This window comes from Micromonospora halophytica (assembly GCF_900090245.1).
GTDB lineage: Bacteria > Actinomycetota > Actinomycetes > Mycobacteriales > Micromonosporaceae > Micromonospora > Micromonospora halophytica.
In genome coordinates this window covers 56,810-78,680 of sequence record NZ_FMDN01000005.1, presented here as the reverse complement: position 1 = coordinate 78,680, position 21,871 = coordinate 56,810, and the positions used below count along the sequence as shown (strand labels likewise).

General features: G+C 74.3%; 20 protein-coding genes. 11 read left to right on the top strand and 9 right to left on the bottom strand.

The window, feature by feature from the left end; all coding sequences use genetic code 11:
• The first annotated feature begins 28 nt into the window (after positions 1–28).
• From GA0070560_RS09495 to GA0070560_RS09485, 3 genes are all read left to right on the top strand, one after another.
• Positions 29–1,156 (top strand): PP2C family protein-serine/threonine phosphatase, encoded by a 1,128-nt coding sequence (locus tag GA0070560_RS09495; protein WP_091293886.1) that lies wholly within the window; start codon positions 29–31, stop codon positions 1,154–1,156.
• A gap of 146 nt (positions 1,157–1,302) precedes the next feature.
• Positions 1,303–3,159, top strand: coding sequence for an acyl-CoA dehydrogenase (locus tag GA0070560_RS09490; protein ID WP_091293885.1), 1,857 nt, complete (start codon positions 1,303–1,305; stop codon positions 3,157–3,159).
• Positions 3,160–3,335: 176 nt separating this feature from the next.
• Positions 3,336–3,605 carry a DUF6458 family protein gene (locus GA0070560_RS09485; RefSeq protein WP_013283345.1) on the top strand — a complete coding sequence of 90 codons (270 nt, stop codon included), beginning with the start codon at positions 3,336–3,338 and terminating at the stop codon, positions 3,603–3,605.
• A gap of 32 nt (positions 3,606–3,637) precedes the next feature.
• Here GA0070560_RS09485 and GA0070560_RS09480 read toward each other — a convergent pair whose 3' ends face one another.
• Positions 3,638–4,174: a SixA phosphatase family protein gene (locus tag GA0070560_RS09480; RefSeq protein ID WP_091293883.1), complete on the bottom strand. Its 537-nt coding sequence runs from the start codon at positions 4,172–4,174 to the stop codon at positions 3,638–3,640.
• Positions 4,175–4,289: 115 nt separating this feature from the next.
• Here GA0070560_RS09480 and GA0070560_RS09475 point away from each other — a divergent pair, with 115 nt between their 5' ends.
• Positions 4,290–4,580, top strand: a complete 291-nt coding sequence (locus GA0070560_RS09475; protein WP_091293881.1) for a DUF6458 family protein — start codon at positions 4,290–4,292, stop codon at positions 4,578–4,580.
• A gap of 76 nt (positions 4,581–4,656) precedes the next feature.
• On the opposite strand, the gene trhA is transcribed toward GA0070560_RS09475, so the two are convergent.
• The gene (gene trhA, locus GA0070560_RS09470) at positions 4,657–5,334 is read right to left on the bottom strand and encodes a PAQR family membrane homeostasis protein TrhA (protein WP_091293879.1); all 678 of its coding nucleotides are present in this window, start codon (positions 5,332–5,334) and stop codon (positions 4,657–4,659) included.
• A 108-nt stretch (positions 5,335–5,442) separates the two neighbouring features.
• Here trhA and GA0070560_RS09465 point away from each other — a divergent pair, with 108 nt between their 5' ends.
• From GA0070560_RS09465 to GA0070560_RS09455, 3 genes are read left to right on the top strand one after another with little or no spacing between them, the layout of a single operon-like run.
• Positions 5,443–6,054 (top strand): 5-oxoprolinase subunit B family protein, encoded by a 612-nt coding sequence (locus GA0070560_RS09465; protein ID WP_091293877.1) that lies wholly within the window; start codon positions 5,443–5,445, stop codon positions 6,052–6,054.
• On the top strand, positions 6,051–6,899 hold the full coding sequence (locus GA0070560_RS09460; RefSeq protein ID WP_091293875.1) for a 5-oxoprolinase subunit C family protein: 849 nt from the start codon (positions 6,051–6,053) through the stop codon (positions 6,897–6,899). Before GA0070560_RS09465 ends, GA0070560_RS09460 begins: the two co-directional genes overlap by 4 nt.
• Positions 6,883–7,632 (top strand): LamB/YcsF family protein, encoded by a 750-nt coding sequence (locus tag GA0070560_RS09455; RefSeq protein ID WP_091293873.1) that lies wholly within the window; start codon positions 6,883–6,885, stop codon positions 7,630–7,632. Before GA0070560_RS09460 ends, GA0070560_RS09455 begins: the two co-directional genes overlap by 17 nt.
• Positions 7,633–7,712: 80 nt before the next feature.
• On the opposite strand, the gene GA0070560_RS09450 is transcribed toward GA0070560_RS09455, so the two are convergent.
• The 6 genes from GA0070560_RS09450 to pdhA form a co-directional block, all read right to left on the bottom strand.
• Positions 7,713–9,545, bottom strand: a complete 1,833-nt coding sequence (locus GA0070560_RS09450; RefSeq protein WP_091293870.1) for an NHL domain-containing thioredoxin family protein — start codon at positions 9,543–9,545, stop codon at positions 7,713–7,715.
• 119 nt (positions 9,546–9,664) lie between these two features.
• Positions 9,665–12,535 carry an LppU/SCO3897 family protein gene (locus GA0070560_RS09445; protein WP_091293868.1) on the bottom strand — a complete coding sequence of 957 codons (2,871 nt, stop codon included), beginning with the start codon at positions 12,533–12,535 and terminating at the stop codon, positions 9,665–9,667.
• A 349-nt stretch (positions 12,536–12,884) separates the two neighbouring features.
• Entirely contained in the window at positions 12,885–13,022 is a 138-nt protein-coding gene (locus tag GA0070560_RS28640) for a hypothetical protein (RefSeq protein WP_170839346.1), read from the bottom strand.
• A 223-nt stretch (positions 13,023–13,245) separates the two neighbouring features.
• Entirely contained in the window at positions 13,246–14,718 is a 1,473-nt protein-coding gene (locus GA0070560_RS09440) for a dihydrolipoamide acetyltransferase family protein (RefSeq protein WP_091293867.1), read from the bottom strand.
• A 5-nt stretch (positions 14,719–14,723) separates the two neighbouring features.
• Complete coding sequence (locus tag GA0070560_RS09435; RefSeq protein WP_091293864.1) at positions 14,724–15,713, bottom strand: alpha-ketoacid dehydrogenase subunit beta; 990 nt, start codon at positions 15,711–15,713, stop codon at positions 14,724–14,726.
• Positions 15,713–16,891, bottom strand: coding sequence for a pyruvate dehydrogenase (acetyl-transferring) E1 component subunit alpha (pdhA, locus tag GA0070560_RS09430; RefSeq protein ID WP_091293862.1), 1,179 nt, complete (start codon positions 16,889–16,891; stop codon positions 15,713–15,715). Before pdhA ends, GA0070560_RS09435 begins: the two co-directional genes overlap by 1 nt.
• 490 nt (positions 16,892–17,381) lie before the next feature.
• Here pdhA and GA0070560_RS09425 point away from each other — a divergent pair, with 490 nt between their 5' ends.
• Both GA0070560_RS09425 and GA0070560_RS09420 read left to right on the top strand, forming a co-directional pair.
• Entirely contained in the window at positions 17,382–18,368 is a 987-nt protein-coding gene (locus GA0070560_RS09425) for a hypothetical protein (protein ID WP_091293860.1), read from the top strand.
• A 39-nt stretch (positions 18,369–18,407) separates the two neighbouring features.
• Positions 18,408–19,061, top strand: coding sequence for a phosphoesterase PA-phosphatase (locus GA0070560_RS09420; RefSeq protein ID WP_425412622.1), 654 nt, complete (start codon positions 18,408–18,410; stop codon positions 19,059–19,061).
• Positions 19,062–19,072: 11 nt separating this feature from the next.
• On the opposite strand, the gene GA0070560_RS09415 is transcribed toward GA0070560_RS09420, so the two are convergent.
• Complete coding sequence (locus tag GA0070560_RS09415) at positions 19,073–19,759, bottom strand: NUDIX hydrolase (protein ID WP_170839345.1); 687 nt, start codon at positions 19,757–19,759, stop codon at positions 19,073–19,075.
• Between the two features lie 75 nt (positions 19,760–19,834).
• Here GA0070560_RS09415 and GA0070560_RS09410 point away from each other — a divergent pair, with 75 nt between their 5' ends.
• Together GA0070560_RS09410 and GA0070560_RS09405 are read left to right on the top strand one after the other, a co-directional pair.
• Positions 19,835–20,944 (top strand): SPFH domain-containing protein, encoded by a 1,110-nt coding sequence (locus GA0070560_RS09410; protein ID WP_091293856.1) that lies wholly within the window; start codon positions 19,835–19,837, stop codon positions 20,942–20,944.
• Entirely contained in the window at positions 20,941–21,852 is a 912-nt protein-coding gene (locus tag GA0070560_RS09405) for a hypothetical protein (RefSeq protein ID WP_091293854.1), read from the top strand. The genes GA0070560_RS09410 and GA0070560_RS09405 overlap by 4 nt, the downstream gene beginning before the upstream one ends.
• The last annotated feature ends 19 nt before the right edge of the window (positions 21,853–21,871 follow it).

The window sequence follows — 21,871 nt, the reverse complement described above, 5'->3', positions numbered from 1 at the left end:
TTCATTCACGGGTTCACGTCCATCAGGCATGCTGTCTGTCGTACGCATGCATGCCTTCCAGTCGGGCCGCGGCCCGCTGAGTCCCGGGTCCCGCGCCGGTGTCGGCGCGGCCCTCGCCCTGCTCGCGATCATCTCCGCCGTGGAGGTGGCCGACGGCCGGAAGGTGCACTACGCCGCGCTGATGACTGCCGCGCCCGTGCTGGCCGCCGTGTTCGCCTCGTGGCGGGCGGTGCTCGGGGTGGCCCTGGTCGCGCTGCTGCTCGGTGGCGGATTCGCGCTGATCGAGCCGGGCGCGTCGATGACCACCGGGGTCGGTCTCGTCGGGGTCGCCCTGTCTGGGGTGGTGGCGGCGGCCGTGGCGGCGGTACGGCAACGTCAGGCCGAGCAGATCGCCGAGCTGTCCAAGCTGGCGTCGGTGGCCCAGCAGGCGGTGCTGCGCCCGCTCGGCCCGCAGGTCGGCACCCTGGCGGTGGCGGCGCGCTACATCTCGTCGACCGCCACCGCCGAGATCGGCGGCGACCTGTACGAGGCGATCGACACCCCGTACGGCGTCCGCATGATCATCGGTGACGTCCGGGGCAAGGGGCTGGACGCGGTCCGCCTGGCGAGCATCGTGCTGGGCTCCTACCGGCACGTCGCGTACGAGCGGGCGGACCTGCGCGCGGTGGTGGCCGACCTGGACCGGGCGGTGGCCCGCAACGTCGGCGACGAGGACTTCGTCACCGCGGCCGTGGTCGAGGAGCGGGGCGGCACGCTGACCATCGTCAACTGCGGCCATCCGTCGCCGCTGCTGCTGCGCCGGGGCGCGGTGATCCCGCTGGAGCCGCCCGCGCCGGCCCCGCCGCTCGGCTTCATGCCCGTGGTTCGGCCCCGGGTGGAGCGGCTGGAGCCCGGCGACCGGCTGCTGCTGTTCACCGACGGGCTCGGGGAGGCGCGCCGGGACGGCGAGTTCTTCCCGACCGCCGACCGGGCCTGGCGGCTGCTCGGTCACGGCACGGTCGGGGACGGCCTGGCCTCGCTGGAGACCGCGCTCGTGGAATGGGTGCACGGCCGGTTGGACGACGACATCGCCCTGGTGCTGATGGAGTACACCGGCCAGCGCAGCGGCGCGTCGGTGCCCGTGCCCAGTTGGGAGGTGGGTGCGGCGGAGGCCTGACCCCTCCGCGCGCACCCGGGTGCGAACCTGAACGGGAAGTGTGTAATTGCTGTCACTTCCGAGATCGGCTTGTCGTTGCCTACCGGTGAGTAATACAGTCGGGGTTACTGATCGGTAACACCTGTCCGGAAGCGGGGCCAGCGAGCATGACCCACTACAAGAGCAACCTTCGGGACCTCGAGTTCAACCTGTTCGAGGTCTTCGGGGCGGACCGGACGTTCGGCCAGGCGCCGTACACGGACCTGGACGTCGACACCGCCCGCAGCTTCCTCTCCGAGGTCGACCGCCTGGCCCGCGAGGACCTCGCGGCCAGCTACACGGACAGCGACCGTAACCCGCCGGTCTTCGACCCGGCCACGCACACCGCGCCGCTGCCGGAGTCGTTCAAGAAGTCGTACCAGGCGTTCATGGACTCCGAGTTCTGGCGGCTGGACCTGCCCGAGACGCTCGGTGGCACGAACGCCCCGCGCGCCCTGTGGTGGTCGCTCGCCGAGATGGTGCTCGGCGCCAACGCCCCGGTCTGGATGTACGCCTCCGGCCCGTCCTTCGCGCACGTGCTGCACGTCGAGGGCAACGACGAGCAGAAGAAGTGGGCCAAGCTCTTCATCGACAAGCAGTGGGGCTCCACCATGGTGCTCACCGAGCCGGACGCCGGCTCGGACGTGGGCGCCGGTCGTACCCGCGCCGTGCAGCAGCCGGACGGCTCGTGGCACATCGAGGGCGTCAAGCGCTTCATCACCTCCGGTGAGCACGACCTGAGCGACAACATCGTGCACTACGTGCTGGCCCGTCCGGTCGGCGTCGAGGGCGTCGGCGGTCCGGGCACCAAGGGCCTCTCCCTCTTCGTCGTGCCGAAGTTCCACTTCGACTCCGAGACCGGCGAGCTGGGCGAGCGCAACGGCGTCTACGCCACCAACGTCGAGCACAAGATGGGCCTGAAGGTCTCCAACACCTGCGAGGTGACCTTCGGCGAGCACGGCGTACCGGCCAAGGGCTGGCTGCTGGGCGACAAGCACGACGGCATCCGCCAGATGTTCATGATCATCGAGTACGCCCGGATGATGGTCGGCACCAAGGCGATCGCCACCCTCTCCACCGGCTACCTGAACGCCCTGGAGTACGCCAAGAACCGGGTGCAGGGCGCCGACCTGCTCCAGATGAGCGACAAGACCGCCCCGCGGGTGACCATCACCCACCACCCGGACGTGCGCCGCTCGCTGATGCTGCAGAAGTCGTACGCCGAGGGTCTGCGCGCGCTGGTCTGCTACACCGCGAGCTGGCAGGACAAGGTCGCCATCGCCGAGGCGGCCGGCGACGAGTCAGCCATCAAGCTGGCCAAGCGGGTCAACGACCTGCTCCTGCCGCTGGTCAAGGGCGTCGGCTCGGAGCGAGCGTACGAGCTGCTGGGCCACGAGTCGCTGCAGACCTTCGGCGGCTCCGGCTTCCTCCAGGACTACCCGCTGGAGCAGTACGTCCGGGACGCCAAGATCGACACCCTGTACGAGGGCACCACCGCGATCCAGAGTATCGACCTGATCTTCCGGAAGATCGTCCGGGACAACGGCAAGGCCCTGATGGCGGTCGCCGGCGAGATCCAGGAGTTCATCGCCACCGAGGGCGGCAACGGCCAGCTCAAGGACGAGCGGCAGGCGCTGGGCAAGGCGCTCGCCGAGATCCAGAACATGATCGGCGTGATGACCGGCTGGCTGGGCGAGGCCCAGGGCGGCGAGGTCCGCAGCCTGTACAAGGTGGGCCTGAGCAGCCGTCGCTTCCTGCTGGCCGTCGGTGACCTGGTCGTCGGCTGGCTGCTGCAGAAGCAGGCCGACGTGGCGCTGAAGGCGCTGGCCGGTGAGGTCTCCGCGTCGGACAAGGCGTTCTACACCGGCAAGGTGGCCGCCGCGAAGTTCTTCGCCCGCGAGGTGCTGCCCCGCATCGGCGCCGACCGGCGGATCATCGAGGGCACCGACCTGGACCTGATGGACCTCCCGGAGGAGGCCTTCTGAGCCCCGACGGGGTGTAGGTCCGGATCGACCGTGACACCGGCGGCCGGCGAGCTCACGCTCGCCGGCCGCCGTCGTTTTCCGGTGCCTGGGCCGGTAGGTGCGCCGTCAGGCGGGTAACCGTCGCGGACCACGTCAGGGCACGCCCAGAGGCCACCGCACGGGGGAGTGCAGCGCACATGGGCATTGGCAGCGCAATCTTTCTCATCGCGCTCGGCGCGATCATGACCTTCGCCATCCGGGCCAACGTCTGGTGGATCGACCTGCGCGCGGTCGGCTGGGTGTTCATCCTGGCCGGGCTGGGCGTCCTGCTCACCACGCTCTGGTTCTGGCAGGACCGGCGCAAGCGGGCCCGCACGCTCATCGTGGAGGAGAACCGGCTCTCCCACCCGACCGCGATGATGCCCCCGCCGCCCGACCCGCCCCCACCCACCGCCCCACCCTCCTGACCGGTCCCGGCCGGAGCGGCGGCCGGCGCAGGTCAGCCGCGGGCGGTGTGGCGGTGGGTGATGACGGTGCTGCCGGGGGTCAGGTCGGACCACGGGCCCGCCGTGCGGTGGACCACCAGGTCGGTGGTGCGCAGCCCGTCCGGGTCGGCCCGTTCCGGGTCGAGCAGCGCGGAGAGCAGCGAGATGCCGGGATTGTGGGCGACCAGCAGCACCGTGCCGGCCCCCGGGTCGACCGTCCGGAGCAGGCCGAGCAGGTCCCTGGGGTGCGCCTCGTACGCGGCCGCCTCGTGACGCACGACCGGAGACGTCCCTGCCGGCCCACCCTCCGGCGGGGGCCCGGTCATGCCCAGCGCCACGTCGTGCCAGGTCTGTCGGGTACGCCGGGCCGCCGAGCAGAGCACCACGTCCGGCAGCAGGCGGTGCCGGGCCAACCAGGCCCCGGCGGCGGCCGCGTCAACGTGTCCGCGCGCGGTCAGCCGGCGGTCGACGTCCGGGCCGGTGCCCGGCTGTTCGGCCTTGGCGTGCCGGAGCAGCACGAGTGTCCGCTCTCTGGCCCGGATGTCCGTCATGGCCACAGCTTGCCTGATTGGCGCTCGGAGCGCCTGGGTAAGTCGATGGATGCCGCTCGCTCGTCGATGGCCGCGGCGGGTAGGAAACGCCAGGGACAGCCAAGGAGGCGACGTCATGGGCATCGGGGTCGGGATCTTCCTCATCGCGGTGGGCGCGATCTTCGCGTTCGCCATCGACGCCAACCTCGGTTGGCTCAACGTCAACGTGGTCGGCTGGGTGCTGATGCTGGTCGGCGTCGTCTCGCTGCTGCTCACCCTCCACTTCTGGAACACCCGCCGCCGTGCCGTCGTGGCCGCTCCCGTCCGCACCGACCGGGTGGTGGCCGACCGGGTCGTGCCGGTCCAGGACGACCGGGTGGTGCGCGAGGAGTACCGCGAGGTCCGTCGACCGGGCCACCCGGCCTGACCGCAGCCGACTTCGGGGGTCCCGCGCCGTTGCGGGACCCCCGAAGCACGTCCGACCCCGGCCGGACGGCGGGCGGTCAGGCGAAGATCGCGAAGTAGATCGCGATGTGGTGGCAGATCGCGGCGACCAGGGTGCAGGCGTGGAAGAACTCGTGGTGGCCGAAGACGGTGGGCCACGGGTTCGGCCTGCGCAGCGCGTAGAAGATCGCGCCGACGCTGTAGATCGCCCCGCCGACCGCGAGCAGGACCAGGGCGGTGACCCCGCCCTCGCGCAGGATCTGCGGCAGCATGGCCACCGACACCCAGCCGAGCGCCAGGTAGAGCGGGGCGGAGACCCAGCGCGGCGCGTGCGGCCAGACCAGCTTCAGTGCCACGCCGGCCAGCGCGCCGCCCCAGACCAGGGCGAGCATGAGGGTGGCCATCGCGCGATCGAGCAGCAGGACGCAGAACGGGGTGTAGGTGCCGGCGATGAACACGAAGATCATCGAATGGTCCACCCGGCGCATGATCTGGTAGCCCCGCTCCGTCCACACCCGGCGGTGGTAGAGGGCGCTGGTGCCGAAGAGACCGCAGACGGTCAGGCTGTAGATCAGGCAGCTGACCAGGGGGGCCCAGCCGGGGCGGGTGGCCGCGATCGAGCAGAGCACGACGCCGCAGACGAGCGCGACGAAGAACGCGTACGTGTGCAGCCAGCCGCGCATCCGGGGCTTACCGATGTCGACCGGCTTGAGACGGATACGTGCGGAGGTGGTCACGGCCCTAAGGTTACGACACCGTAGGTTACTTGCAGGTAGTGCCGCCGGTCACCATCCGAACCGGGTCCACCGGCCCTGGCCGTCGCATCGATCGGAGAGTATGGCGGCATGCGGATCCGACCCGTCGGCCGGCACGCTCTGCTGCTGGACTGCGACAACCCCGGCCAGGTGGAGGCGTGGCGGGCCGAACTGTGGCGCCGCCGGGACGACGGCGAGCTGACCGCCGCCGAGATCGTCCCGGCCGCCGCGACCGTGCTGCTCGACGGGGTGCCCGACCCCGCCACCACCGCCGCCCGGATCGCCGGCTGGACACCGGGACCGACCGCCACCACGGCCGCCGTCCGCCACGTCGAGGTCCCCGTGGCGTACGACGGCGAGGACCTGCCCGCCGTCGCCCGGCACTGGGGGGTGGACGTGCCCGAGGTCGTCCGGCGGCTGGCGGACACCACGTTCCGGGTGGCGTTCTGCGGGTTCGCCCCCGGATTCGCCTACCTGACCGGGCTGCCGGAGCGCTGGGCGGTGCCCCGGCTGCCCAGCCCCCGCCCCCGGGTGCCCGCCGGGTCGGTGGCGCTCGCCGGGCCGTACGCCGGGATCTACCCCACCGCCTCCCCCGGCGGCTGGCTGCTCGTCGGTCGTACCGGGCTGACCCTCTTCGACGTCCACGCCGACCCGCCCGCCACGCTCACCCCCGGCACCCGCGTCCGGCTGGCAACGGCGTGATCGAGGTGCTCCGGGCCGGACCGGCCACCACCGTCCAGGACCTCGGCCGACCCGGGTACGCGCACCTCGGCGTACCCCGGTCGGGAGCGCTTGACCCGGCGGCGCTGGCGCTGGCCAACCGCCTGGTCGGCAACCCGCCCACCGCCGCCGGCCTGGAGATCACCCTGACCGGCTGCACACTACGACCGACCCGGGCCGTCACCGTCGCGCTCACCGGGGCCGACGCGGATGTCCGGGTGGGCCGGCGGCCCGGCGACGTCGGCCGTCCGCTGTCGGTGCCCGCCGGTGCCGTGCTGCGGATCGGCCCGCCCCGCGCCGGACTGCGCAGCTGGCTCGCCGTCGACGGCGGGATCGCGGTGGAGCCGGTCCTCGGCAGCCGCGCCACCGACACCCTCTCCGGCCTCGGCCCACCCCCGGTACGCGACGGCGACCGGCTGCCGATCGGCCCCTGGCCGGGTCACCCGGCCCCGGTGGACTGGACCGTCGTCCCGGCCGTGCCGGATCAGCTGAGGCTGACCCTGCGCCCCGGACCACGCGACGACTGGTTCACCGCCGACGCCCTCGACCGGCTCCTGCGCACCCCGTACACGATCAGCCCGGTGGGCGACCGGGTCGGCGCGCGACTCCTCGGCGCGCCGCTGCCCCGCGCGGTGGCCGGGGAACTGCCCAGCGAGGGGGTCGTGCTCGGCGCGGTGCAGGTGCCGGCCGACGGCCAGCCGCTGGTCTTCCTGGCCGACCACCCCACCACCGGCGGGTACCCGGTCATCGGGGTGGTGGACGACGTGACCGGGCTCGCACAGGCCCGTCCAGGGACTACGGTGACGTTCCATGGACCTCAACGCTGACCTCGGCGAGGGATTCGGGATCTGGCGGCTCGGCGACGACGAGGCGTTGCTGGACCTGGTCACCTCCGCCAACGTCGCCTGCGGCTTCCACGGCGGCGACCCGCCGACCATGCGCCGGGTCTGCGGCGCCGCCGCCGAACGAGGCGTGGCCGTCGGCGCCCAGGTCGGGTACCGCGACCTCGCCGGCTTCGGCCGCCGCCACATCGAGTACGCCTTCACCGACCTGCGCGACGAGGTGACCTACCAGCTCGGCGCCCTCGACGCCTTCTGCCGGCTGTTCCGCACCCGGGTCCGCTACCTGAAGCCGCACGGCGCGCTCTACCACGCCGCCGCCGTCGACGAGTCCCAGGCCGCCGCCCTGGTCGCCGCCGTCAACGAGTACGACCACGAACTGCCGATCCTCTGCGCGCCCGGCTCGACGCTCGCCCAACTCGCCGCCGGCGCGGGCCTACGGGTGGTCGCCGAGGGCTTCGCCGACCGGGGCTACCTGCCCAACGGCTCGCTGGTGCCCCGCACCGCGCCCGGCGCGCTGATCACCGACCCGGACGAGGTCGCCACCCGGGCCGTCCGGATGGCCACCGAGCACACCGTGGTCGCGGTCGACGGCACCGAGATCCCCTGCCACGTCGCCTCGATCTGCCTGCACGGCGACACCCCCGGCGCGGTCGCCGCGGCGGCACTCGTCCGCGCCGCGCTGATCGATGCGGGTGTCACCCCGCGGCCGTTCGCCTGACCGGGTGAACGGCTGCCCGCGCGCCGGCCCGGCGGTGACCGGGAGCACCGCCTCTCCGCGGTGACCGGGGCCGCCGGCGGTCAGGCGTCCAGGCCGCGCAGCACCAGCGGCACCCGCGCCGCACCGCCCTCGGTCACCCGCACCGGCACGCCCCAGTCCTGCCGGGTCAGGTGGCAGGCGGCGTGCTCGGCGTCCGCGTCGCAGGTGGCCGCCTGGGCGGTCACCTGGAGCACACCCTGCGCCACCTCACCGTTGACCACCAGCCGGCGGGACAGGCAGGTGGTCGTCCCGGCCCCTTCCAGCAGCAGCTCCGGCGGCGAGGCCGAGACCACCAGGCGGGTGGACGGGCCGTACGTGTCGTCGAGCTTCTGCCCCGGCGCGGGGGTGAAGACCACGTCGAGGGTGACCTCGCCGGCCGCCACCTCGGTCGGCTTGCGCTCCAGCTTGTGCCGGGGGCCGTCCACGGTGACCGCACCGGCGGCCGAGAGCACCCCCGGGGCCAACCGGGTCAGCCGGTGCGCGGCGGACTCGACCACCAGCACGTCGCCCCCGGCGGTGAGCACCAGGTCGCTCGGCTCGGCGAGACCGTCGGCCACGGTGGAGACCTGGCCGGTCTCCGGGTCGAACCGACGCACCGCGCCGTTGTACGTGTCCGCGATCAGCACCGAGCCGTCCGGCAGCGCACACACCCCGAGCGGGTGCTGCAACAGCGCCCGCCCGGCCGGGCCGTCCACATGGCCGAAGTCGAACAGCCCCTGCCCGACGGCGGTGCCCAGCACGCCGTCCTGCACGTACCGGACGGCGCTGGTCTCACTGTCGGCGACCCAGAGCCGGGCACCGTCGGCCGAGACCGAGAGCCCGGACGGCTGGGCCAGCCACGCCTCGGCCAGCGGACCGTCGCGCAGCGCCTCGACCGTGGTGCCGGCGTACATTTCGGCGGTCCGCTTGATCGGGTCGAACCACCAGAGCTGGTGGATCCCGGCCATCGCAATCACGACCCTGCCGTCGTACCAGGCCAGGTCCCAGGGGGAGGAGAGGTCGACGGAGAGCGCGTCGTGGGCGTGGTCGTCGGGCGTGGAGCGCCACTGCCGGCCGGTGCCGGCCACGGTCACCACCTCACCGGTCGTCAGCTTCACCCCGCGCAGCAGGTGGTTGACGGTGTCGGCGACCACCAGGTCGTACCCGGCCACCTCGGCGGCGTGCGCGGGGAGCAGGCAGAGCCCCTGCGGCTCGGAGAAGCCGGCCGTCCCGGCCGGCCCGTCCGCGCGGCCCCGGACGCCGGAGCCGATCCGGCGCACCGGCGTCTCGCCGTCGGGGGCCAGCTCCACCAGGGAGTGCCGGGCCGAGTCGGAGACCAGCAGGTTGCCGCCGTCGAGCACCACGGCCTTGCCGGGGAAGCGCAGCGCCGTCTCCGGCTCCGCCGCCGGGACGTACGGCCCGTCGCCCCGGTGCAGGGTGCCCTTCGCCTCGTGGGTGGCGATCAGGTCGTCGATCAGCCGGGCCAGCCCTTCGGCGTGTCCCTCGCCGGCCATGGTGGCCACCACGTAGCCCTCCGGGTCGACCACCGCGAGCGTCGGCCAGGCCTTGGCCGCGTACTGCTGCCACATGTGCAGCTCGGGGTCGTCCAGCACCGGGTGGTGCACCCCGTACCGCTCGACGGCGGCGGCCAGCGCGTCCGGGTCCTTCTCGTGCTCGAACTTGGGCGAGTGCACGCCGATCACGACGAGCACGTCCGCGTACTTCTCCTCCAGCGGGCGCAACTCGTCGAGCACGTGCAGGCAGTTGATGCAGCAGAAGGTCCAGAAGTCCAGGACGGTCACCCGACCTCGGAGGTCGGCCAGACCGAGGGTCTTCCCGCCCGTGTTCAGCCAGGCTCGGCCCCTTAGCTCGGGTGCCCGTACTCGTGCGCTCATCACCCCAGTCTGCCGGACGTCACACCGCCGACCAGGGCTGAGCCGGAGCGGGGTCGATCACACCGGTACGGACGACGGCGGGGCCACGGACACCGTGACCCCGCCGTCGGCAACTCTGACTACTGGTCGGCCTTCTTGAGGCAGAGCACCCGGTCCGCCCCGCTGCCCGGCAGCACCACGTGCGGCTGGCTCGGGTCGCCGCACTTGTCCTTGGCGTCGACCTTCGACACCACGGTGAAGGCGTTCTGCTCGCCGCACTCCGCCGCGACCGCGCCGCTGCCGGACTGCTTGACGCAGGAGCCGACCGCCGGGTTGAACGGCTTGGCCGCGTTGTCATCCCTGCCGATCTTGCCGAGCAGGTGGAGCAGGCCGAGCGGGACGGCGAGGATCAGCACCGCCGCGATCAGCACCATCGCCAGCACCCGGCCGTTGCGGACCTTCGGCGTGGGCTGCTCGGCCTTCGGCTCCGCTTCGGGCTTGAACGCGTCGAAGCGCCCCTGCTCCGGCTCCGGGTCGTTGGGCCAGGCCCCCGGACCGGGCTGCCCGGCCGACGGGAAGGGCTGCTGTCCCGCGGGCGGGAACGGCTGTCCCGCGGGCGGGAACGGCTGCCCCGCAGGGGGGAACGGCGACGGGAGGCCGCCGTGCGCCGGGTCGTGGGCCGGGTGGCCGTACCCGGGCACGCCCCCGGAGGGCGGCCCGTCGGCGGTCGGGGTGCCGAACGGCTCCGCCGGACGCTCGGCCGACTCGTGCGGGCGGGTGCCGTTCATCGGCCGGTTGTGGCTGGTCGGGTCCGAGAACGCCGGGATGCCGCCCGGGTACGCCTGCGGCGCGGCCGGCGAGGTGGGTGGGGCCGACGAGGGGGCGTCGCCACCGAACCCGTGCGGGCCGGCCGGCCGCTCGGGCTCGTCGAAGCGGGTGCGGTCCTGGTCGTCGAAGCGGGGCTGGTCGTCGAAGTGCGGGTGCGGGTCGTGCCCGGGCTGGTGGGCGCCGTGCTCCTCGACCGGCTCCTCGGACTGCTCCGGCCGGGCCGGCCGGCCGTACACGCGAGGCTGCGGCGCGGGGGTGCCACCCGGGTGCAGCGCCTGGTCGGTCGGGGGCATCACCCTGCTGGCCAGCGGCACCGAGGCGCTCGCCGACGCACGACCGACGGCACCGGCCTCCGCGCCCTCGGCACCCGGCACGGAGGCCCGTCCGGCTCCGTCCGCCTCCGGCGAGGTACGCGGACCGGGCACCACCGGTCCGGCCGGCGACTGCGGCTCGTCCGCCGGGCCCCAGCCGGAGGGCGTGCCCTCCCGGCCGTTCGGCTCGAAGGCCGGCTGCTCGGTGGCCCCGCCGAACGGGGCCGGCGGGGCGTAGTCGGCCGGCGGTGCGGCGGCCAGGCTCGCGCCGGGGACGCGCTGCTCCTGCGGGGGCAGCGGCACCATGTTGGCCGGGGAGATGCCCGGTGCCGGGGCCGGCTGGTAGATCGGGGCGTCGTCGGCGCGCTTGGGCTCCCAGGCGTCCCCGCTCGGCTGCTGCGTGGGCTCCGGCTCGTTACGGCCCCAGGCCTCGCCCGGCGCCCACGGCTCGGCGTCCGGCACGACCGGCCGGTCGGCGCCCCAGGCGGGCGGGCCGTCCGGCTTCGGGACCGAGGCGGACGCCCGGGCGGGCTGCTCCGGGGGCGTCCAGCCGTCCGGCTCGGGGCGGTCCTCCTGCTGCGGCGCGGCGGCGGCCCGCCACGAGCCGGTACGCGCCGGCTCGTCCGGGGTGGGCCCGTCGTCCGGCCGCTGGTTGTCCTGGCTGCTGGGGGCACCCCAGCTGTCGGCGGCCGGCGGGGTCTCGCGGGCGTCCCACCGGGCCGTCGCCGGCTCTTCCGCGGCGGTCGCCCAGGGTTGCGGTGCCCGCTCGTCCTGCTGGGGTACGGCGTTCCAGCCGTTGCCGGCCTGCGCGGCCGGTGCAGACCAGCCGCCGGAGCGGGCCGGGTCGCCCTCGGGGGACCAGCCGTTGGCGTCCGGCGCGTCGGCCGGCGGCACCTGGGCCGCGCCTCGGACGCCCGGCTCGGGCTGCGCCCAGGTGGGGGCGGCCTGCTCGGGCTGCGGGGGCGCGGGCACCGAGGCGCGGCCGGTGCTGCGGGGCACCTCGTCCGGAGTGGACGGTGCGTTCCAGCCGCCCGATCGAGCCGGGTCGTCCTGCTGCTGCGTGGCCTGCCAACCGGTGCCGGGCTGCTCCTGCGGCGCGGGGCCCTGGTTCCAGGTGGGCTCGGTGCGGGGGGCGGCGGCCCAGCCGGCCTGGCCGGTCTGCTCCTGGCCGACCACGCCGCCGCCCCAGCCGTTGGTGTCGGCGGAGCCGTCCGGCTCCTGGCCGGCGGGGCGCCAGCCGCCGGAGCGGGCGGGATCGTCCTGGGTGGAGGGTGCGTCCCAGCCGCCGGAGCGGGTGGCGTCATCCTGCTGCTGCGCGGCAGGCCAGCCGTTGGCGTCCTGCTCCTGCGGGGCCGGGGTGGCGTTCCAACCGGCGGCGCCGTGGGGATCGGCCTGCTGCGGCCAGGCGTCGTGCGGCTGCCCGGCCGGCTGCGGTACGCGGGCGGCGCCCCGGGCGCCGGTCTCGGGCTGGGCCCACGCGGGGGCAGCGGCCTGCTCGGCCGGTGCCCAGGCGGGCTGCGCGGGCTCGCTCTGGCCGGGCGCGGTGGCCCAGGCGGCGGGCGGCTGCTCGGCCGGGGTGGCCCAGGAGGGTTGCGGCGCGGCGGCGGGCGGCGTCCAGCCACCCGGCTGCGCGGGCTCGCCCTGCGGCGGCTGTGGTGCGCCCCAGGCCGGTGGCTGGTCGGCCGGTGCGGCCCAGGCCGGCGGCTGCTCGGGGCGGCCGGTCGGGGGTGGCGGGGCCCAGCCCAGGTCGGGGGTGGCGGGGCTGCCGTATCCCTGCTGCGTCTGTCGGTCGCCGTACGGCGCCGGTCCACCGGCGCCCGGCGGCACCTCGTCCGGCTCCTGGCCGGGGCGGTGCTGGCCCTCGGACGTCATGGGTGCGCCTCCTCCATCACATGTCGGCCGCCGATGCCGTCCGGTTCCGGTCGGCTGGCTCGCCGGTGTCGCCGGCGGGTCGGCCGTGCGGGCTCCCCGCACGGTATCCGGTAGCCGCGCGGAGCGTCCGGGGAGCACTGGTCGTCACCCACCGTCGCCGGACGATGGCGGCCGGCTCTCATCCGGTTCGATCTCGTCGCGGGTCGTCGGGTGGCGACCGTGCCCCACCGTACCGGGCGTCCGGTCGAGGTGGAATCCCGGTCTCGGGGGCCCGGAACGCCGACGACCCGCCCGGTGCCCCGGGCGGGTCGTCGATCTGGAGGAGGTGAGGAAAGTCTGTGCCGGGGCGTCAGCTCATGTGACGCTGGGCGATCGCCAGGATCTCGTCGCGGACGGCGGGCGAGTTGGCGGAACGCAGCGCGTGCTCGATCGCGCGGGCGCGGCGGTGGGCGTCGCGGCGGGTGCGGATGCGCTCGATCATGCTCATGGTGACTCTCTCCTCCGGCTATTCGGTTGTCAGCCCCTGATGTATCCATTGAAGCGCAAGTCGCTGGCAAATTCCAACGATTGTTAGGTGAGCTGAACCACGGACCTAAGGATCGTAGGTCAACGTACGAGTTAACCGAAGGTTTCTTCTGTAGATACGATCACGGCCGGTGTGCCGGGCGTTCACCCTGCGCACACCGGCCGTGGCCGGAACGGTGGAACCGTCAGGTCCAGGCGAGCAGCGCCGCCTCCGGGTCGGACAGGAAGTCCCCGATGTCACGGAGGAACTTCGAGCCCAGCTCACCGTCGATGATCCGGTGGTCGAAGGAGAGGCCGAGCGTGGTCACCTGGCGCGGCTTGACCTTGCCCTTGTGGACCCACGGCATCTCGCGGACCGCGCCGAAGGCGAGGATCGCCGACTCGCCCGGAGGCAGGATCGGCGTACCGGTGTCCACCCCGAACACCCCGACGTTGGTGATCGTCAACGTGCCGCCCGACATGTCGGCCGGCGAGGTCTTCCCCGTCTTCGCCGTCTGCACCAGGTCGGTCATCGCGTCCGCCAGCTCGCGCAGCGAGAGCCGGCCGGCGTCCTTGATGTTCGGCACGATCAGCCCACGCTCGGTGGCCGCCGCGATGCCGAGGTTGACGTAGTTCTTGACCACGATCTCGTCGCCGGCCCAGGTCGAGTTGACCATCGGGTGGCGCTTGACCGCCAGCAGCACCGCCTTGGCGACCAGCAGCAGCGGCGAGACCCGCACGTCGCGCCACTCCCGCCGGCCGCGCAGCCGGTCCAGCGCCTTCATCGCCCGGGTCACGTCGACGGTCAGGAACTCCGTCACGTGCGGGGCGGTGAACGCCGAGCGGGACACGTTCTCGGCGGTGAGCCTGCGTACCCCCTTGACCGGGATGCGCTGCTCGCGGTCCGCGCCGAAGCTCGCGGCCGTCGCAGTCGGGGCCGCCGTCGTCAGCGGCTCGGCCGCCGCCGGGGCCGCCGCCGCCCGCTGTACGTCCTCCCGGGTGATCGAGCCCAGCGGACCCGACCCGGTCAGCGTGCCCAGGTCGACGCCGAGGTCCTTGGCGAGCTTGCGCACCGGCGGCTTGGCCAGCACCGGCCCACCGGCGCGACCGTTGCCGTCCGACGGGGCGGCCACCGGCGCGACCGGGGTCGGCGGGGCGACCGGGACGGCCGGGGCCCGGACCACCGGCGCGGCCGGGGCCGACGCCTGGGCCGGGACGCCGCCCTTGCGTGGACGCCGCTTGGCCGCCGTGGTGCGCGGGCCGTAGCCGACCAGCACGGCGGTCCGCCCACCCGGGGCGGGACCGCCGATCAGACCCGGCTCGACCGCGCCCTCGGCCGGGGCCACCTCGACCGCGGCCAGCGAGGCCGCCGACGGGGTCGGGAGGTCTGCGGCCGGCGTACCGGTCGTCGACTCCTCGATCGGGCCGGCGCCCGGGTCGGTGTCGATCGAGATGATCGGCGTGCCGACCTCGATCGTGCTCCCCTCCGGGTGGAAGATCGCCCGGACCTGGCCGGCCCACTTCGCCGGGATCTCCACGGCCGCCTTGGCCGTCTCCACCTCGACGATCGGCTGGTTCAGCTCGATGACGTCACCGACCTTGACCAGCCAGGCGAGGATCTCGCCCTCGGTCAGGCCCTCGCCCAGGTCGGGGAGGTTGAACTCCTTGATCCGCGACATGCCGCTCACCAGCCGAAGGTGCGGTCGACGGCGTCGAGCACCCGGTCGAGGTCGGGCAGGTACTCCTCCTCCACCCGGGAGGCCGGGTAGGGGGTGTCGAAGCCGGTGACCCGCAGCACCGGGGACTCCAGGGAGTAGAAGCACTCCTCGGTGATCCGGGCGGCGATCTCCGAGCCCAGGCCCAGGTTGCCCGGGGCCTCGTGGACGACCACGCAGCGGCCGGTGCGCTTCACCGACTCGTACGCGGCGGTCAGGTCCAGCGGGGAGAGCGTGCGCAGGTCGATGACCTCCAGCTCCCGGCCGTCCTCGGCGGCGGCGGTCGCCGCGTCCAGGCAGGTCCGCACCATCGGCCCGTACGCCAGCACGGTGGCGTCGGTGCCGGCGCGGGCGACCCGGGCCGAGTGCAGCGGATACGCCGCGTCCAGCGGGGCGTCCAGCTCGACCGGGCCCTTCTCCCAGTAGCGCCGCTTCGGCTCCAGGAAGACGATCGGGTCGTCCGAGGCGATGGCCTGCTGGATCATCGAGTACGCGTCCTGCGGGTTGGCGCAGGACACCACCTTCAGGCCGGCGGTGTGGGCGAAGTACGCCTCCGGCGACTCCGAGTGGTGCTCGACCGCGCCGATGCCGCCGCCGAAGGGGATCCGGATGACCATCGGGATCTTGACCTTGCCCTGCGAGCGGTAGTGCATCTTCGCCACCTGCGACACGATCTGGTCGTACGCCGGGTAGACGAAGCCGTCGAACTGGATCTCGCAGACCGGGCGGTAGCCGCGGATGGCGAGGCCGACCGCGGTGCCGATGATGCCGGACTCGGCCAGCGGGGTGTCGATCACCCGCTGGTCGCCGAAGTCCTTCTGGAGCCCGTCGGTGATCCGGAAGACGCCGCCGAGCTTGCCGACGTCCTCGCCCATGACGACGACCTTCGGGTCGTTCTCCAGGGCTTTGCGCAGACCGGTGTTGAGGGCCTTGCCGAGGGTGAGCGTCTCCGTGGCCATCAGTGCGCGCTCCCCTCGAACGACTCCATGTACTTCGTGAACTGCGCCCGCTGCTGGTCGAGCTCGGCGGACCCGTGGGGGTAGACGTGGTCGAACATCGACACCGGCTCCGGGTTGGGCATCTCGAGCACCCGCTCGCGCAGGTGCACCGACTCGGTGCGGGCCTGCTCGTCGACGGCGGCGAAGAAGTCCGCGTCGGCGATCTGCTGCTTCTCCAGGAACGCCTTCATCCGGGCGATCGGGTCCTTGGCCTGCCAGGCCTCGACCTCGCTGGCGATCCGGTAGCGGGTCGGGTCGTCGGAGGTGGTGTGCGCCCCCATCCGGTAGGTGTACGCCTCGATCAGGCTGGGGCCCTGGCCGAGCCGGGCGTTGTCCAGCGCGTGCCGGGTCACCGCGTACGACGCGAGCACGTCGTTGCCGTCCACCCGTACGCCGGGGAAGCCGAAGCCGGCCGCGCGCTGGTACAGCGGGACGCGGGTCTGCCGCTCCAGCGGCTCGGAGATGGCGTACTGGTTGTTCTGGCAGAAGAAGACCATCGGCGCGTTGAAGACGCTGGCCCAGACGAACGCCTCGTTGACGTCGCCCTGGCTGGTGGCGCCGTCGCCGAAGTACGCGATCACCGCCTCGCCGTCCTCGGTGCCGGTCTTGCCGTCCATGGCGACGCCCATGGCGTACCCGGTCGCGTGCAGGGTCTGCGCCCCGATCACGATCGTGTACATGTTGAACTTGAACTCGTTCGGGTCCCAGCCGCCCTGGTCGACGCCGCGGAACAGGCCGAGCGGCATGATCGGGTCGATGCCCCGGCAGTAGAGGACGCCGTGCTCCCGGTAGGTCGGGAAGGCCATGTCCTGGGTGCGCAGCGCGCGTCCGGAACCGACCTGCGCGGCCTCCTGGCCGAGCAGGCTGGCCCAGAGGCCGAGTTCGCCCTGCCGCTGGAGCGCGGTGGCCTCGGCGTCGAGCTTGCGGACCAGGACGAGGTCGCGGTACAGCCCGCGGTACTCCTCGTCGGTGAAGTCGACGCGGTACTCGGTCCCGTCCGGACCGGTCGCGCTCTCGATCCGCTCACCCTCGGGGGTGAGCAGCTGTACGAGTTCCGGCCCGTTGGCCGCAGCGGCTCGCTTGGAGCGGGGTGCGGCCCGCCGGCCGCGGGTGGTGACCCCGGGGTCGCCCTTTGCCATCCGTCTCTCCCTGTCGTGTCTGCGCCGGCGCCGGGGGTGACCCGTCCGCGCAAATCGTGCGCCGGCCCGGCCGGTGCCGGGCTGGTTCCTGGCGGCCGCGCCTAGCCCCGGTGAGGGTTGCCGCGCGGCGGTGAGCCGGATTCGGGAAGGAACCCGGTTCGGGAGCGCCGGCGCCGGGCCGCGCCTGCCGCGGGGTGCGCGGAGGTCGCGGCTGCGTTGCCGTCGTGCCTGAATGATTGCAGAGGAGGTGAGCGGGCCCACAGTACGGTCCTTCCTGCCGGCCCTGTTTTGTCCGCTTCACGACGCATGGACATGTTTTTCGCTTGGAAGATTCACGCCGACGGACATTTTGTGTGTCGACACGCTGTGGTGGCTGGTGAACTGAGGGTCACTGGTTCAAGCTGACTGGTGCCGGATGGGCGTTTAAAGCACTTTGTCCGATTGGCGAGCCCTCCGTGTTCCCTGCCCGTGGTCGACGAAGGAGTGCGTGGTGTCCGACCCGGTCGACGATCCTCCCGCCCCCTTCCTCGGCCGCCACCGTGCCGGCGGCTACCGCCGGATGATCGGCGCCCACCGGGCCCCCGCCTCCGGCGGCCCCGGCCGGGGCTACCTCTTCACGGTGGCCCTGCTCGCCGGCACCGCGTCGATGCCGATCCTCGCCGCGCTCAGCGCCGGCTCCGCGACCGTGGGCAGCGGCGCGCTGCCGGACGGCAGCACCCCGTTCCTGCCCACCCCGTCCGACGGGCCGGTGGTCGTCCCGTTGCCCGCCACCGGCCGACCCGCGCCGCCGCCCGCCGGGCCGGACGCGGTCACCACGACCGCTCCCGATCCGGACCTGGTCGGCCTGATCCCGCTCGGCCCACCGATGCCCCGGCTGCCGGGCGCCACCCCCGGGTCGGGGTCTTCCGGGCGGGCCCGTGCCCCCCTGCCGGGAAGCAGCACCACGTCGCCGCCGCCGAGCCGTCCGACCGACCCGACGACCGGGCCGAGCCGCACACCGACCGGCCCGCCCACCGCCGAGCCGACCGGCACCTCACCGGCACCGGGCCCGTTACCCACCCACATCCCACTGCCCACCCACATCCCGCTGCCGACGGTCATTCCGCTGCCCACGGTCATCCCGCTGCCGACCGTCATTCCGCTGCCCACGGTCATCGTCGGCCCGACCGCGGCCCCCACGACGACCGGGACGGTCATGCCGACGGCCGGGCCGACCGCGCTGCCCACCCGGGCCCGGCGGCCGGTGCCCGCCCCCACGGTGCGGCCACGGGTCACGCCCCGCCCCGCCCCGGCCGCCGACCGGCCCCGGCGGCGGGTGGCCGCCGACCGGCCGAACCGGGCGCCGTCGCCCCCGTCCCGGCCGCCGGCCGCCCCGGCGGCCACCCCGGGCCCCGCGCCGCAGCGCGCGGCCGAACCCACACCGACCAGCCACGACACCCCCGTCCCGGACGGTACGGTGACGGGCGACGCGAGCTGACCGGCTCGTACGCCCAAGAGGCGGGGCCGGTCGGGACGGATCGGGGACGGGGCGCTGAGCGGGGTCGACGGAAGCGGTGACGGCGGTGGGCCGCCCGCGGTCGTCGTACCGCCCGGACGGGCGACCCGGCTGGCCCGGCTGGTCACCGAGCTGACCGCCCCGGCCGTGCTGGTGAGCGTGCTGACCCTGGTGGTCGGCTGGCAGGCCGCCGGCGGCGCGTACGGGCTGGCCTGGGGACTGCTCGCCACCCTCTTCGCCAGCGGCATCCCGTTCGCGTACATCCTCGGCGGGGTGCGGCGCGGGCGGCTCACCGACCACCATGTGGGGGTACGCGAGCAGCGGCGGGTACCTCTGCTCTTCGGTCTGGCCTCGGCGGCGGCCGGCCTGGCGCTGCTCGCGGCGCTCGGCGCGCCGCGCCCGGTCCTGGCCCTGGTCGCGGCCGGGGTGGTCGGCCTGGTGGTGGCGGTTGCCGTCAGTCACTGGTGGAAGATGTCGATCCACACCGCGGTGGCGGCCGGCGTGGTGGTGGTGCTGGTGCTCACCTTCGGCCCCCGGCTGCTGGCCGTCGCGCCGCTGCCGGCCCTGGCCGGCTGGTCCCGGGTACGGCTGCGCGACCACACAGCGCCGCAGGTCGTGGTCGGCGGGGTCGTCGGCGCCGCCGTGGCTGGTCTGGTCTTCGCGGCTCTCTCCTGAGAGGGGGCGGGTCAGCGGTCGGGGCGGAGCATCGGCGGGTGCAGGAGGGTGGCGGGGCCCCGGCCGAACAGCTGGGCCGGCCGGCCTCGCTCGCCCTCGGTGGAGCGGCCGACCGGCTCGACGAAGCCGGGGGTGCCGGTGACCTTGCGGTGGAAGTTGCGGGGGTCCAGTCGGGTGCCCCAGACCGTCTCGTAGACCGCGCGCAGCTGCGCCACGGTGAACTCGGCCGGGCAGAACGCGGCGGCCAGCGGGGTGTACTCCAGCTTCGCCCGGGCCCGTTCGAGGCCGTCGGCGACGATCCGGTCGTGGTCGAAGGCGAGCTGGCCGGGGGTGAGCCGGGAGACCGGCACCCAGTCGGCCGAGGCGGCGTCGGAGCCGGCCACCGGGGTGGGCAGGTCGGGCAGCAGTGCCAGCCAGGCCACGGTGACCACCCGCCCGCGCGGGTCCCGGTCCGGCCGGCCGTACGTGCCGAGCTGTTCCAGGTGCCCGACCGGCTCGGGTAGCCCGGTCTCCTCGGCCAGCTCGCGTACGGCGGCGTCGGGCAGGTCTTCGTCGATGCCGACGAATCCGCCGGGCAGCGCCCAGCACCCCTCGTACGGCGGCACGCCCCGACGGACGAGCAGCAGGTGCAGCGCGTCGGCGCGGACGGTCAGCACCACCAGGTCGACGGTCACCGCGAAGGACGGGTATTCGGCCACGTTTTTATCACCACCTTGACGATAACCTAGCAGAGTGTTTATCGTCGTGGCGACGAAAAAATGGGGAGGAACACCATGGCCGACGTGACGAAGCGACTCTTCCTGCGCCACCTGCGCGGCACCCCGACGAGCTGGGTGCGGCTGACCGTGGGCGGCCGGGTCCGCCGGGAGGGCGTCGGGCTCTCCTTCTGGTACCGCCCGCTCAACGCGGTCCTCAGCGAGGTGCCGGTCGACGACCGGGAGCTGCCGTTGCTGTTCCACGCCCGCACCGGCGACTTCGCCGACATCACCGTCCAGGCCACCGTCACCTACCGGGTGGCCGATCCGGCGCTGGCCGCCGGCCGGCTCGACTTCTCCGTCGACCCGCGCACCGGGCGGGCCCGGTCGCGGCCCCTCGACCAGGTCGCCACGCTCCTCGCCGAGCTGGCCCAGCAGCCCGCCCTCGACCTGCTCGCCCGGGTGCCGCTGGCCGAGGCGCTCACCACCATCGCGCCGGTCCGCGAGGCGGTCTCCGCCGCGCTGCGTGACGAGCCCCGCCTCGCCGACGTCGGGGTGACCGTGGTCAGCGCCCGGGTGGTGGCCGTGCGTCCCGAGCCCGAGCTGGAACGGGCGCTCCAGACGCCCACCCGGGAGGCGGTACAGGTGCAGGCCGACCGGGCCACCTACGCCCGGCGCGCCCAGGCGGTCGAGCAGGAACGCTCCATCGCCGAGAACGAACTCCAGAACAAGATCGAGCTGGCCCGCCGCGAACAGCAGCTCGTCGAGCAGCACGGTGCGAACACCCGCCGCCGGGCCGAGCTGGACGCCGCCGCCGAACTGGCCACCGCGCACGGCAAGGCCGACCGCGAGAAGGTCGCCAACGCGGCGGCCGCCGAGCGGGCCCGGGTGCTCGCCACCGCCGAGGCCGAGAAGGAGCGCCTGCTGGCCGCCGGCGCCGCCGACAAGGAGCGGGCGCTGGCCGCCGCCAAGGCCGACACCGTACGCGCCGTCGGCGCGGCCGAGGCCGAGGCGGAGGCGGCGAAGCTGGCCGCGTACGCCGAACTGCCGCCGGAGGTGCTGCGCGCGCTGACCATGCGGGAGCTGGCCGGCCGGCTCCCGCAGATCGGTCAACTCACGGTGACCCCCGACCTGCTCTCCGACCTGCTCGGCCGGCTCGCCGGCCCGGCCCCGTCGGCGGGCCGGTGAGCGCGACGCTGACCCCCCGGGTCGTCGTGGTGCGCCGCCGCAGCGAGCTGGAGGAGCTGCTGGCGCTGCACGGCACCCGGGCCGCCGCCGAGTGGTACCTGCGCGAACGGGGGCGGGACCTCGCCGAGGTGGTCGACCGGCACGAGGCGCTCCAGGCGGCACTGACCACGGTGGCCGCCGCCGTTCCGGCCGACTGGCGGCGCGGCGCGGTGGACCGGGACGACCTGCCCCGCTTCCTCTTCGGCCCGGAGGACGTCGTGGTCGCCGTCGGCCCCGACGGGCTGGTCGCCAACGTCGCGAAGTACCTCGCCGGCCAGCCGGTGATCGGAGTCGACCCGGAGCCGGGCCGCAACGCGGGCGTGCTGGTCCGGTGCGCCGCCGCCCAGGTCCCGGCCCTGCTCCCGGCGGTCGCCGCCGGGGCGGCACCGGTCCGGCGGCGGTGCATGGTCCGCGCCGCGCTCGACGACGGGCAGGAACTGGTCGGCCTCAACGAGGTGTACGTCGGACACACCTCGCACCAGTCCGCCCGCTACCTGATCAGCGTCGGCGAGGGCGGGCGGGCCCGGCGGGAACGGCACTCCTCCTCCGGGGTCGTCGTGGGCAGCGGTACGGGGGCGACCGGCTGGTGTGCGTCGATCGCCCGCGACCGTCCGGGTGCGCCGCGCCCACCCGCCCCGGAGGAGGCGGCGCTCTGCTGGTTCGTCCGGGAGGCGTGGCCCTCCCCGGTCACCGGGGTGGAGCTGGTCTCCGGCCGGCTCGACGGCGCGGCCCGGCTGGAGCTGACCGCCGAGTCCGACGGCCTGGTGGTCTTCGCCGACGGTCTGGAGGCCGACCGCCTGGCCCTGCGCTGGGGGCAGCGGGTGCACGTCGGCGTCGCCCCGGGCCGGCTCACCCTGGTCGAGCCGTGACACCCATCGGCCCCGGCCC